Source organism: Rhodanobacter sp. K2T2 (assembly GCF_013408815.1).
GTDB lineage: Bacteria > Pseudomonadota > Gammaproteobacteria > Xanthomonadales > Rhodanobacteraceae > Rhodanobacter.
This window is the reverse complement of the sequence record NZ_JACCCA010000005.1, coordinates 35277-47553: the sequence shown is the minus strand read 5'-3', so window position 1 is coordinate 47553 and position 12277 is coordinate 35277. Positions and strand designations below refer to the sequence as shown.

The 12277-nt window shown below is 57.5% G+C and carries 12 protein-coding genes; 7 read left to right on the top strand and 5 right to left on the bottom strand.

All coding sequences use genetic code 11. From position 1 onward, the window contains the following. Nucleotides 1–79: 79 nt before the first annotated feature. On the bottom strand, nt 80–1471 hold the full coding sequence (locus HDE78_RS09395) for an MFS transporter (RefSeq protein ID WP_179478612.1): 1392 nt from the start codon (nt 1469–1471) through the stop codon (nt 80–82). Between the two features lie 400 nt (nt 1472–1871). Here HDE78_RS09395 and HDE78_RS09390 point away from each other — a divergent pair, with 400 nt between their 5' ends. The 6 genes from HDE78_RS09390 (at nt 1872) to HDE78_RS09365 (ending at nt 8429) form a co-directional block, all read left to right on the top strand. After that, on the top strand, nt 1872–2816 hold the full coding sequence (locus tag HDE78_RS09390; RefSeq protein ID WP_255457729.1) for a LysR family transcriptional regulator: 945 nt from the start codon (nt 1872–1874) through the stop codon (nt 2814–2816). A 167-nt stretch (nt 2817–2983) separates the two neighbouring features. Then, nucleotides 2984–4594 carry an MFS transporter gene (locus HDE78_RS09385; RefSeq protein WP_345776048.1) on the top strand — a complete coding sequence of 537 codons (1611 nt, stop codon included), beginning with the start codon at nt 2984–2986 and terminating at the stop codon, nt 4592–4594. 14 nt (nt 4595–4608) lie between these two features. Continuing rightward, on the top strand, nt 4609–5682 hold the full coding sequence (locus tag HDE78_RS09380; RefSeq protein WP_179478610.1) for an HlyD family secretion protein: 1074 nt from the start codon (nt 4609–4611) through the stop codon (nt 5680–5682). Further along, nucleotides 5679–7181 carry an efflux transporter outer membrane subunit gene (locus HDE78_RS09375; protein WP_218862234.1) on the top strand — a complete coding sequence of 501 codons (1503 nt, stop codon included), beginning with the start codon at nt 5679–5681 and terminating at the stop codon, nt 7179–7181. Before HDE78_RS09380 ends, HDE78_RS09375 begins: the two co-directional genes overlap by 4 nt. Nucleotides 7182–7226: 45 nt before the next feature. Next, entirely contained in the window at nt 7227–7628 is a 402-nt protein-coding gene (locus HDE78_RS09370; protein WP_179478606.1) for a hypothetical protein, read from the top strand. Between the two features lie 96 nt (nt 7629–7724). Further along, nucleotides 7725–8429, top strand: coding sequence for a winged helix-turn-helix domain-containing protein (locus HDE78_RS09365; RefSeq protein WP_179478604.1), 705 nt, complete (start codon nt 7725–7727; stop codon nt 8427–8429). A 198-nt stretch (nt 8430–8627) separates the two neighbouring features. Here HDE78_RS09365 and HDE78_RS09360 read toward each other — a convergent pair whose 3' ends face one another. The 4 genes from HDE78_RS09360 to HDE78_RS09345 all read right to left on the bottom strand — a co-directional run bounded on the left by HDE78_RS09360 (nt 8628) and on the right by HDE78_RS09345 (nt 11632). Next, nucleotides 8628–9260, bottom strand: coding sequence for a glutathione S-transferase C-terminal domain-containing protein (locus HDE78_RS09360; RefSeq protein ID WP_179478602.1), 633 nt, complete (start codon nt 9258–9260; stop codon nt 8628–8630). Nucleotides 9261–9328: 68 nt separating this feature from the next. Then, nucleotides 9329–10156, bottom strand: a complete 828-nt coding sequence (locus tag HDE78_RS09355) for a PhzF family phenazine biosynthesis protein (protein WP_179478600.1) — start codon at nt 10154–10156, stop codon at nt 9329–9331. 213 nt (nt 10157–10369) lie between these two features. Further along, entirely contained in the window at nt 10370–10795 is a 426-nt protein-coding gene (locus tag HDE78_RS09350; RefSeq protein ID WP_179478598.1) for a tautomerase family protein, read from the bottom strand. 45 nt (nt 10796–10840) lie between these two features. Then, nucleotides 10841–11632, bottom strand: a complete 792-nt coding sequence (locus tag HDE78_RS09345) for an SDR family NAD(P)-dependent oxidoreductase (RefSeq protein ID WP_179478596.1) — start codon at nt 11630–11632, stop codon at nt 10841–10843. A 140-nt stretch (nt 11633–11772) separates the two neighbouring features. Here HDE78_RS09345 and HDE78_RS09340 point away from each other — a divergent pair, with 140 nt between their 5' ends. Continuing rightward, a complete protein-coding gene (locus HDE78_RS09340) occupies nt 11773–12276 on the top strand; it encodes a helix-turn-helix domain-containing protein (protein WP_179478594.1) in 504 nt (167 codons plus the stop codon). Nucleotide 12277: the final 1 nt, after the last annotated feature.

Sequence of the window (12277 nt, the reverse complement as noted above, 5' to 3'; positions counted from 1 at the left end):
CGCCGGCAGTCCAAGAATTTCGATTGCGCTTATTCGGTTTCTCAATTTCACCAGCGTGCAGCGCCTAGGCCAAAGAGATCTAACTGAGGTCATCGCGACTATGCGTGCTTTGCATTGAGGCTAGACGCCAAATCAACGCCGCCGCGATCGAGACACCGACTGCTACCCACAGTGCAGAGTGCATGCCGACCTCGAACGGATGAAGAGTTGCAATGAGTGTTCCAAAGATGGCAACGCCTAATGCGGCCCCCGTCTGCCGCGCAGAATTGAGGACGGCAGCAGCGACGCCGGCACGGTTCTTTTCGACGGTTCCCATGGCCGGAGCCGTCGCTGCTGGAGAGACGAAGCCAGAGGCAAGGCCGATCGCCAGCAGAGGTGCAATGGCAAGCCAGTAAGGCGATGAACGGCTTGATGTGAGCATGCCGAGCGCACCGATGGCGTAGAAGCCGAATGCCGCGCACATTGACCAGCGCTGCCCCCAGAGCTTCACCATGCGGCTGGAGACAATGCTTCCCACTGCGACCATCGCCGTCATCGGTAGTAAAGCGAGCCCAGCCTCTAAGGGAGAATAGCCCCGCGCCTGCTGGTAATAGAGGCTGGTTACAAAGAGCAGGCCGTAAAACACGAAAGCGGAGGCCATAGAAACGCAAGTGGATCCCGCAAAGACACTGTTCCTGAAAAACGAGAGCGGCAGCATCGGATGCGGGTTTCTCGCCTCGGTCGTAAGGAATGTGGCCGAAGCTAAAATCGTGACGACGATGCCCGCTACGATCCAGAAAGAGCCCCATCCGAGCATTTGGCCTTCGATTAGTACGCCGATGAGCGCACCGAGCGCAATCATCGCAGTCAATTGCCCTACTGGATCGAAGCGGCTGACCTTGGCGGGCCTTGGGTCACGTGCAATGCGCCACGTCATCCATAATCCAACCAACCCAATTGGCACATTGACGAAGAAGATACTTCGCCAGTCCAACAGGCGGATTAGAACACCACCCACCAAGGGACCGGCTGCCATGGCGACACCGCCGCATCCCACCCATATGCCGACTGCACGCGCTCGCTGCTCGGCATCGGGAAAGGCATGGTTGATTAGCTTCAGCGAACACGGCACCAGCATGGCTGCACCCATTCCCTGCAAGACACGGGCAGCTATAAGACTCGGCAAATTTCCCGCTATCCCGCAGATCGTCGAGGCGAGCGTGAACACCACCAAGCCGCCGAGATAGATGTTCCGCGCTCCCCAGCGATCGCCTAACGTGCCACCCGTCAACAGCATGCTGGCAAACGCCAACGTATAGGCGTTCATTACCCATTGGAGACCTGCGATTTGCGTCTCCAGCGATACCGAGATGCGATGCAGGGCGACATTGACGATCGACGTGTCCAAAAGCACGACAATGTAGCTGACGCTGGTTGCCGCTAGAACGCGACGTTGGAGAGCGACACTCCTTTCCAGACTCGGCACGTTCATACAGATCGCTTGTTCAAGACGAGCATTTTTAGAGCGACCCAATTCCCATAGACCTGGTGACAGGGGATTACCCCGCTCGTGATGTCCATCATCTCAACATGGTTAATCTGGTTGCCTCGGGGCCGGCGGAATGCGGCATGGCTACTTTCGTTCACCGTTATTTCCCATGAGGTTGACGATCCGAAGTCTAGGGCGTGTTTCGACAAGTATGTTTCGATACACATCGAAACGTGTGAGCAGCTTCGGCGGTCCGGGAGGTCATCCAGGGGAACCATCGGACGGTGCAAAATGCTGTATGCGCCAGTGTTGAAGACGATCACAGGCTACCCGGCGCGGGCACAGTTGGAGATACCGCGCCGTGCACGGCTGTGCTGCATAAAGCGCATGGCTAAGTGCAAATATGATCAGCAAAAGAGACTTACAATTGCCGTTCATGCAATCACCCGACCTCAACCTCCTGTTCGCGCTGGATGTCCTGTTGGAGGAGGGGTCGGTAGTAGGCGCAGCCAGGCGAATGAATCTGAGCGCCCCGGCCATGAGTCGTACGCTTGCCCGTATCCGCGAAGCCGTTGGCGATCCGATCTTCGTCAAGGTCGGGCGCAGGATGGTGCCGACGCCGCGCGCCCTGGCGATGCACGAGCAGGTTCACAGTTCAGCGGAAAGTGCACGCCAGCTCCTGAAACCGGAGCAGGAGGTAGACCTTTCGGCTTTGAAGCGTCACTTCAACCTGCACGCCAACGATACGTTCATCAGCGCTTTCGGCCAGGCTCTACTGAGTCGTGTTCGGCGCGAGGCTCCCCATGTTCTGCTGCGCTTTTCGCCCGAAAGCGAGTCGGAAGATATGGTGCTACGCGACGGCAAGGTCGATTTGTACATCAGTGCGATGCGATCGATGGGTGCCGAAGTTCATGTGCAGACTTTGTTCACGACGAAGTTCGTCGGGTTGGCACGCGACGATCATCCCATCTTCCAGAAAGAAATCACGCCGGAGCGATTTGCCCTCTACGACCAAATAAGCGTGTCGCGCCGTGGGCGAGCGACTGGCCCTATCGATACTTCCCTGCAAGCTCTCGGCCTGTCACGCCAGGTTTCGCTGGTGGTTCCAACCTTTCATTCTGGAGTCTTCATGCTGGAAACGTCCGACTTAATACTGGCGTTGCCCGAGCACGTGGCTTGGGCTGTCCAACGAATGGGGATTCGGGCGCGCGCCTTCTCTTTGCCGTTGCCTCTTGAAACGGTCGTCATCGTTCAAGGATGGCACCCTCGGTTCCAGAGTGATGGAGCGCACCGGTGGTTGAGGCGAATTGTCCGCGAAATCTGCACAGTAAGCGCGCCTATCAACTAGACATCGCCTCATCGTGCGTTCAACGCACGACAGTAGTGCAAACATTTCAATTTTCTGATTGATTTGCCGTTCCTAAACTTCCGTCATTCATTCTGAAACGGAAGGTCTGCGGTGAGCCCTCTTTCACTCTCGAATGCAAAAGACGACCCTTTCCAAGGGAGAGAGGCGTGAGCAACGCTGCCGTCGCGTCGATCTTGGCTCCAACGCCCACGAAAGCATCGGCGCAGGCTACGCCGCCAGCTGTGGTCGGCGCACGTATCCTGACCGGACTGGCCGGCGTGCTGCTCGCCGTCGTGATTGCACAGCTCAATGACCACGTTACCGAAGTGGCCATGCCCGACATTCTCGGTGCGCTGGGCGTGAGCCATGACGCTGGCACATGGTTGAGCACGGTCTACCAGATCACCCAAGTCTCGGCGATGATGTTCGCTCCCTGGTGTTCTGGAACGTTCTCGCTGCGGCGTTTCACGATCGGAGCCGTTGCTGCGTTCGCCTTGCTTGGCGTTGCTTTTCCGTTCGTGCCGACACCTGGCTGGCTGCTTCCATTGCGCGCGTTTCAGGGTCTGGCCGGCGGCTGCCTACCGCCCATGCTGATGACGGTCGCGCTACGTTTCCTACCGCCCAGCATCAAGCTCTACGGCTTGGCCGCCTATGCGTTGACAGCCACCTTCGCGCCGAACCTCGGCTCCCCTCTGGCGGCGCTGTGGACTGAATACGTCGGATGGCGCTTTCTGTTTTGGCAGATCGTTCCGCTCTCCCTTCTGTCGATCGGAATGATCACTTGGGGGCTGCCACAGGACCCGCTGCGCCTGGAACGCTTCCGCCAGTTCGACTGGCGCGGCGTGGTGTTCGGCTTCCCGGCCATCGGCATGCTCGTGACGGCGTTCGGGCAGGGCACCCGGCTCGGCTGGAACGATTCACCGCTGATCTGCCTCTTGTTCATCGTCGGCTCGACCATGCTGGTGTTCTTTCTCGTCAATGAATGGTTTCATCCGTTGCCGTTCTTCAAGATCCAGTTGCTGGCGAGGCGTAACCTGACGCATGCGCTGATCACGCTTGGCGGTGTCCTGCTTGTGCTGGTCGCCGTTCCCGGCATTCCTTCAAGCTACCTGGCCGAAGTACACGGCTATCGGCCGCTTCAACTCGCCCCACTGGCGCTATGTGTCGCGTTGCCGCAACTCGCCGCCTTGCCCGCCGTGGCAGCCCTGTGCAACATCCGCCGTGTCGACTGCCGCTGGGTTCTGGCGGCGGGGCTGGCACTGATCTCATGGTCGTGCATGGTTGGCAGCTTCATGACGTCGGACTGGATACGCGACAACTTCTACGCCTTACAGGTCATCCAGATCTTTGCGCAGCCGATGGCCGTAATCCCGCTGCTGATGCTGGCCACCAACGGCATGACACCAGTGGAAGGCCCATTCGCGTCAGCCTGGTTTAACACGGTCAAGGGTTTTTCCGTCGTCGTTGGCGCGGGCGTGACCGAGGGCTTTACGACTCTGCGCGAACATTTTCACTCGAATGTGCTGGTTAACCAATGGGGCAACCGTCCTTACGTCCTCGGCCTCACGCAGCAAGAACGGCCTGGCCTGTCAGGGCCGGATCATCGAGCGATGCTTACGCTGGTCCGTCTACATATCCGGGAGCAAGCGCTAGTCCTCGCCTCTGCGGATGTGTTCCGTCTGATGGCCATCGTGTCGATCGTTCTCATTGTCCTTATCCCCTTCGTCGCCACTCGCATTTTTCCGCCAGGCTCTGTGGTCGATGGCGCTTCCCGTTAGAGGTTTGATTTCCCATGTTTGAATCCATACAAAAAAGGAAGCTATACGTTGCCGTTGCCGTTGCCGTCTTAGTACTCGGCGCAAGCGTGGTGTCGGCCGCTCGTGTCTGGGCCACGTCGGGACAGATGACCAATGATGCCTTCGTCAGTGCGGATTTCACGGTAGTTGCGCCGCGTGTGGCAGGACAGGTCAGCGGGCTCGATGTCGAGGACAACCAGATTGTGCACAAGGGGCAGCTGCTGGCCCAGATTGACGACCGCGACTATGCGGCTGCTGTGGCGTCCGCCGAAGCGAACGTATCGATGGCTAGGGCTGCTATCGATAATGTATCGGCGAGCATCGCCCAACAGCAGTTCGTGATCGATCAGGCAAGCGCAGCGCTCGCTGGGGCGCATGCAAGCTATGCCTTTGCGCGCGCAGATTTTGATCGCTACGCCGATCTTGCCCGACAGGGTGCGGGCAGTGTCCAGAATGCGCAGCAGGCCCGTTCGCGTATCGACTCGGCCCAGGCTGATGTATCGCGCAACGAGGCAAGTCTTAGGGCGGCAAGGCAACAGGTTGCCGTGCTACACACGGAGCGCGAACGCGCCGGAGCAACGCTTCAACACGCTCTAGCCATGCTGGATAGCGCGCGCCTAAACCTGTCCTGGACGCGCATCGAAGCACCCATCGATGGGATGGTTGGGCAGCGGTTGGTAAGGGTCGGCGCCTACGTGACGCCAGGCACCCCGCTGCTTGCCGTCGTGCCGCTGCAACAGGCTTATGTGATCGCCAACTTCCAGGAAACCCAGTTGACTAACGTGCGGCCAGGACAAAGCGCCGATATACGGGTGGACACTTGGCCGAGCCATCTCTTGCACGGAACTGTGAGCAGCTTTGCTCCTGCCACCGGTGTGACGTTCGCAGCGATTGCGCCGGACAACGCGACCGGAAATTTCACGAAGGTCGTTCAGCGCATTCCTGTCAAGATCATGCTGCGCAGAGAACAGCCGATGCTCGACGAGTTGAGGGTGGGTATGTCGGTCGAAGCGACCATTCATACGCAGGATGGCGAGGCCTCTGCGGAAAGCAGAGTTGCGGCGCGATGAGGCTGATGACCTTTCGGACGGCCATTGCGGCTGCCATGCTCGTCTTGGTGGGATGCACCACCATTGGTCCCGATTTCCAACGGCCGGTCGTTGTTTTGCCCGATCGGTGGTCGGTCAGTGCTGTACAAACATCAAACGGTAAGGACCTCAGTAATTCCGATGCCCGCTGGTGGACGGTCTTCAGAGATGCAGAATTGTCTTCGCTGGTGGAGCGAGTGGCTGGAGCGAACCTCGAAGTAGAGATGGCGACGACCCGATGGATGCAGGCACGGGCTGCGCGGCGAATGACCGGGGGGGACGCCGAACCCTCCGTTGGCGCGTCGGCCTCGTACCAACATGCACGGTCTAGCCAGAATGGCTTGCTGGATATTTCCGGCCTGAATGGCAAGAAGGATTACAACGTTTGGCAATCCGGATTCGACGCATCTTGGGAACTCGATCTTTGGGGGCGCGCGCGCCGCGAAATCGAGTCCGCCGACGCGTCTGTAGAAGCGAGTGCCGATGTGCGGCGCGGCGTATTGCTGTCCGTGTTTGCTGAAACTGCGCGCGACTACATACAACTACGGGGCGTGCAGGCTCAGCAGGCCATTCTTCGACAGAATCTGGACGTCGCCCGTCACGCTCTCCGTTTGACGCAAATTCGGCTTGCCGACGGTGTCGCAACGCACCTTGAAACGGCTGAAGTATCCGCCCAGGTCAGCGCCATAGAGGCACAACTGCCGGCACTAGAGAACGACCAGTTGCGACTCATCAATGCGCTCAGTTACCTGGTGGGCAGGCCGCCGCGCGCACTTGAGAATGAATTGCAGGCTGTTGCGCCGATTCCGCCGGTACCACCAGCGGTGCCGCTCGGGCTGCCGTCCGAACTGGCAGAACGTCGCCCGGACATTCGCTCAGCCGAGGAACGATTGCATGCGGCGACGGCCGATATTGGCGTAGCCGTCGGCGATTTCTACCCGCGTATCGCGCTCTCGGCCGACGCAGGCCTCCAGGCGATGCATTTCAGCGACCTGGATTCATGGAGTTCGAGAATGTTTGGTGTGGGTCCGGCGCTCAGTGTGCCGATCTTTGAGGGCGGTCGTCTGAAGGGGCAACTTGCGTTGCGCAAGGCACAACAGCAGGAAGCGATGATCGGTTTTCAGCGCACCGTGCTCGCAGCGTGGCATGAGGTGGACGAAGCCATGAGCGATTACAAAACGCGCCAGGAACGTCACGATAAGCTGGCCGCGACGGTCGATCAGTATCGTATCGCGCTAGAGAACGCCAACCGCCAGTACGTAGCCGGCGCAACGGATTTTCTTCAGGTGCTAACCGTACAGAAAGATCTGCTCGCTACGCAGCAGGCACTCGCGGTGAGTTCGACCGACGTCTCCGAGTCACTCGTCAGTTTGTACAAGGCACTCGGTGGTGGTTGGGAGACGACCTTTCCTTTAGCGATATCTGTATCCGTGCCCACTGAGTTAGCCGAGACACCTGTCGCAGCGGGAAACGGGATCTAAGGCTCTCAAGAGATGACCCTTGTTCCGTGCATGGAGTAATAGACGATGCGTATCGGACCTCAAATATTCATCATCCACGACGTTACTCAGTTTCCGTTCGTCGTTTTCAACGAAGACGCGGCGCAATCTGGATATGCGAGTCAATGGAAAGAGGAGATGGCCGCCCTCATGGAAAATGGTCAGTTTTTCGTGGTGGTATATGACCAGCATCGTATGGAAGAAAGTCATGAAGATCGCAAGCGCCGCGGTATCTGGCTGAAAAACAACAAGGGCCCGCTGGGCCGCGTCTGTAAGGCGCTTATCAGCATCGAGCCAGATGAGGGGCTGCGTGCCCAAGTCAAAGCCATGTCCGATATGGCTGTCAAAGCGTTCGGCATTCCGCACGAGGTCGTCTCCACACGCGAGGAAGCGTTGGCTCTCGCCCATCGGCTTATCGCTCAAAAATGATCGAGCGTCAGCTTGCACATGCCGCGCGGGACATCTAAACGTGTGAGCAGCTTCGGTGGTAGCTTAACGAGCCTTCGATGGAGTTTTTCGATAGATATGCAGCCGAATATCGCATCCGCCGCTTTCTTGATCGCCGATCCGGCTCGTGCTGCCATGCTCATGAGCTTGCTCGACGGACGTTCGCGGCCCGCCGGCGAGCTGGCCTTTGCCGCTGGCGTCACACCGCAGACAGCCAGTTCGCATTTGAGCAAACTCCTTGCGGGCGGCCTGTTGATGGTCGAAGCGCAGGGCCGACACCGTTACTACCGGTTGGGTGGCTCTCACGTTGCTTCCGCGCTGGAAAATCTCTCTATCATCGCCGTGACAGAAGCTACGCGGAGTAAGCCACCTAGTAAGGAAGCGCAAAGGCTTCAGTTCGCGCGCTGCTGCTACGATCATTTGGCCGGGCGCATCGGCGTCGCCATAACCCGCGGCCTACAATCGCGTGGATTTCTTCTTGTCTCAGCAGACAATCGATACGAAGTCACGCCAGCTGGCGTCGAATGGTTTTTTAGCATGGGTCTGGACGTCATGGCACTCAAGCCAAACCGTCGCGGCCTCGCTCGACAGTGTCTCGATTGGACCGAGCGGGAGCACCACCTTGCCGGCCCGTTGGGTGTGCAATTCATGAGCTTGCTATGCGCAAATGGTTGGCTGCGGCGTTCTAAATTATCGCGTGCGGTTCGTGTTACGGAGAAAGGATGGGTTGGCCTGAAAGAGCAGCTGGGTGTTGAGAACGGTCTGCTCGTACCCGTCGCATAATTGTCAATTTTCGCCTGGCTCCGCGCTAGTTGTCGGCTTTACGAGTAAAGACGCACTTGTTGCGCGACATTTGGAGGGCGTTTAATTTCACTCAACCGAATAACCTGGCTGCCGCGATAGCCGGCTGGGCTTCGCGGATAAAACATGTTCACCGGCAGGATTGTCCTGGGTGTACCGCTTACGCGGGACCTGAAACTTTCAAATCAGTTCCTCGTTGGCGTGGGTTCGAAAGTGAGGCCGGGCTCTGAGCCGCTCGTAATAGGCCGCGACGCTGGGTAAGTCGGGGCGTTTGATTTTCGTGCCAAGCCATCGGTGAATCGAAACTCCGAGCACGATGTCCGCCAGGGTGAAACTGTCTCCGGCAGCAAACGCGCCTGTCTTTTCAAGCTGGGCGTCAAGAATTGCCATCTTGCTATTCCACGCTTCGATGCTGGCTGCGATGGAGCCCGTATCTGTATAGCCTGGTCTGCGGCGCTGCAATGCCAGAAAAGCATATCGCCATGAATCGTTAAGGTCGGTCGCTTGCCAATCCATCCAGCACTCGACGTTTGCCCGGCCACGGGGTGTGATGGGCAACAGGTCTTCGCGGCCTGCTTCGCCAACGATGTAGCGGCAAATCGTATTGGATTCCCACAGTGGCCCGGACGTATCGACAAGGATCGGGAACTGGGCATTAGGGTTGAGCGCGTGCAGCTCGACGATTCGTGTGGGAGATAGCACATCCTCCCAGGCTTCAAACTGATAATCGCGATCAATTTCGTCAAGTGTCCACAGCACCTTCCTGACGTTTATGGATGCGCGTCGCCCCAAGATACGTAAAGTCGATGTCATCATTTTCGCCTTTATTGTGTTTTGTGATCGCACGGAGCGAAGCTTTAACGAAGTCGGCGCCAAGTGCTTTAAATGTCGCGGGCCCTTCCGTAAACGAGAGCGCTGCCCCCTGCTAAGACCGGCGCTTGCGCGTACAGCAAGCACGGCACGCCCATTTCCTCGCCTTGGAGAATTTCAATATGATCGGATTCTCGGTGGCCGAGTTTCTGGAGATAAGCGACCAGCGCTGCCGCAGCGGCACCTGTGGCAGGATCTTCATAAATGCCACCTGCCGCGAATGCATTTCGAGAACGGAACCGACTAGCGGACGCCCGGAACACCAGGCAGATCGTTGTGAGGTCCCACTGGCGCATCACGTCTGCCCCGACCTGCAAATCGTAATTCATTCCCACGAGCTGCCCGTAGTCCCAAAGTGGGATTAGAAGATGGCGAGCACCGGCTTCGATGATGGCAGTGGGGAGCTGAGCATCAAGATTGGAATTGGACAGGGAAAAAAGCTTGAGCGAAGCCTCTAAGAGCTCGGCGGAAGCCGGTTCGCTATGGGTAGGCGGAGAGTGGAGCGTTGCGCTCATGTTTCCCGATTCAAACCTTCCCTCCACCCGGACAATACCGGCGTTTGACTGCAGCACAAACGACCCGCTCCCTTCACGACGTGCAAGGGTGGCGCCGAGCGCGATGGTGGCGTGACCACAGAACGGCACCTCGACTTGCGGTGCAAAGTAGCGAACACGGTAGCCCTCCGGAGAGGGAGCGGCGAAGACTGTTTCCGAGTAACCCAAGCCGGCTGCGATCAGCTGCATACGTTCGACATCCGGAAGAACCTCGCATACGACTACACCCGCTGGATTTCCCCCCTTGCCGTCTCGCGTGAACGCCGCGATGCGATGTACTTCCAACGCCAACTCCTCGATCGAAAATGTCTTTCGTTACTGTTCTAGGCTTCTACAAGCACTCGCATGGACTGGTCGTCGGAGTGCCTAATGACCCGTTATAGATCGTAGATTTCGCGGAAAAAAACGACGCTGAATCTCATCCGACTTAAGTCTTTGTGAATCCCGAGCACCGCACTATTTCAAGCGCAAGAGCCGTGGCTTTCCAGCGATTCTTCTTTATGAAGAGTACGGCGATGGCCGGTTTTCAGATTGCCACTTCTTCGCCGTGGGTGTTCCTGGTACAGGCGGCTTGAGGCCCTGGATTGTCCAAAGCGCAAATGGCGTTTCGTCAATGTGCATTTCCCACCTAAGCCCGCGATCGGCGACATAAGGGGAAAGTATTTTAGCTACCGCGTTCAAGAACGCCGTCTGCATCTCGGCATCCGTTATCTGCGCGGCAATGTGGTCGATCGTCACCCGTACAAAATCACTCGCTGGTGCTCCACCAATATAAAAAGTCGACTCCGGCAATGGCACGAACATTACGTTGACATAAAAGCGAGGCAGAAAGCTCTGGTAAAGAACGGTAGCTTGCTCTGCGATCGCCGATTTCTCGTCGTTGGTGAAGGCATCTTCGGGATGGTAAATTTTCCAGAGTGGCATCTAGAATCTCCTGATTCGTAAGGCTTAGGAAAATAGGGTTTGGGGTTACGATCGGAGCTGGTAACGCTCAGCCGGCATTCCGGTCTGAGTGACGGCTTTCACGAGATTGCTACGAGCCCCTTCGAGATGCTCCCACGCGGCAATGTCATGCAGCGTAGGAAAGCAAACCATCTCTTCCTGATCTAGCGCTTTGAGCGCGGTGTCTACTAGCGTCTCGGCCGTCATAAAAAGTTGATCGGGAAACGGTGCCGGCGTGTCGCCGAAAAATTCGGAACGAACGGGGCCTGGCATAACGACCTGTACTTTGACGTTGCTACTCGCCACCTCTGCCTGTAGCGAACGGCTAAAGTTCAGGACATAGGCTTTAGAACCTGAATAACTGCCAGCACCGGGTACTGGCATGACTGCCACGATCGAGCCGATATTAATGATTGTTCCACACCTAACATTGGCGAAGCGACGCGCTGCCGTCAGGGACAGACGCGTAAGCGCTAGAACATTGACCTTCAGCATGACATCCACTTTTGATGGATCGACCACGACACCAGGTCCGAGAGCACCCATTCCAGCGCAGTTGACGAGTAGGTCTATATTCGGCGCATCCGCGACGATAGCGTCGATGGCAGCCAAGTCATGCTCATTCGCCAAGTCGGCGATGGCTGTCTCAATGGCGTTGCCATATGCGTGGCTCAAAGTTTCTGCGAGACGTTCCAATCTATCGCCCCGACGTGCGACCAACACGAGATCGTATCCACGAGCGGCGAGGCGGTCGGCGTAAGCTGCACCGATCCCCGATGAAGCGCCTGTAACAACGGCAGTTCGTTTGGCTTTAGTCATCCTGATCTCTCAACGGTCTCGACAGTTCGCACAGTAACTCTTATTATTGGAGTTGCCAAGAGGCGGTTAAGATGCGATCCGGAGATATATCCCGGTCACGGTAAACCGAAGCGCTAATTGGCGGTTCGAACGGAGGAAACATGCGGTCGAATGGCTTTGAAGGAATGGTGTGCTCCATTGCTACGGTGCTCTCGGCGCTGGGCGATCGCTGGGGTGCGCTGATCGTCCGCGATCTGTTTCTTGGCCTGAGTCGCTTCGATGACCTCAAGCGATCGACAGGGATCACAAATGCAACGCTGTCTGATCGCCTCAAGGCACTGGAGAAAAGCAAATTGATAGAGCGCCGCTGCTATCAGTCGCGCCCCGATCGTTATGAGTATCTACTCACTGCCAAGGGCTGGGACTTGGGTCTCGTGATGCAGGCGATGGTGCAAGTCGGAGATAAGTGGTCGTCTGAGATCGGCAACGATCCTCCTCTTTGCTTTGTCGATGCTCGGTCGGGCCGGCATGTGAAACTTGCAACCGTCTTTCCCGATACGGGTAAAGCGGTGAGTCCGAGTGGCGTGAAAATTCAGCTTGGGCCGGGGGCCGACGAACTCATGAAATGGCGCCTTGCACCACCGAGCGTCAAACAAATCGACTGAC

Excerpts from the sequence above, each read along its gene's own strand:
- HDE78_RS09395 (WP_179478612.1), bottom strand. The coding sequence starts at position 1,471 with ATGAACGTGCCGAGTCTGGAAAGGAGTGTCGCTCTCCAACGTCGCGTT.
- HDE78_RS09390 (WP_255457729.1), top strand. The coding sequence starts at position 1,872 with ATGATCAGCAAAAGAGACTTACAATTGCCGTTCATGCAATCACCCGAC.
- HDE78_RS09380 (WP_179478610.1), top strand. The coding sequence starts at position 4,609 with ATGTTTGAATCCATACAAAAAAGGAAGCTATACGTTGCCGTTGCCGTT.
- HDE78_RS09375 (WP_218862234.1), top strand. The coding sequence starts at position 5,679 with ATGAGGCTGATGACCTTTCGGACGGCCATTGCGGCTGCCATGCTCGTC.
- HDE78_RS09370 (WP_179478606.1), top strand. The coding sequence starts at position 7,227 with ATGCGTATCGGACCTCAAATATTCATCATCCACGACGTTACTCAGTTT.
- HDE78_RS09365 (WP_179478604.1), top strand. The coding sequence starts at position 7,725 with ATGCAGCCGAATATCGCATCCGCCGCTTTCTTGATCGCCGATCCGGCT.
- HDE78_RS09360 (WP_179478602.1), bottom strand. The coding sequence starts at position 9,260 with ATGACATCGACTTTACGTATCTTGGGGCGACGCGCATCCATAAACGTC.
- HDE78_RS09350 (WP_179478598.1), bottom strand. The coding sequence starts at position 10,795 with ATGCCACTCTGGAAAATTTACCATCCCGAAGATGCCTTCACCAACGAC.
- HDE78_RS09345 (WP_179478596.1), bottom strand. The coding sequence starts at position 11,632 with ATGACTAAAGCCAAACGAACTGCCGTTGTTACAGGCGCTTCATCGGGG.
- HDE78_RS09340 (WP_179478594.1), top strand. The coding sequence starts at position 11,773 with ATGCGGTCGAATGGCTTTGAAGGAATGGTGTGCTCCATTGCTACGGTG.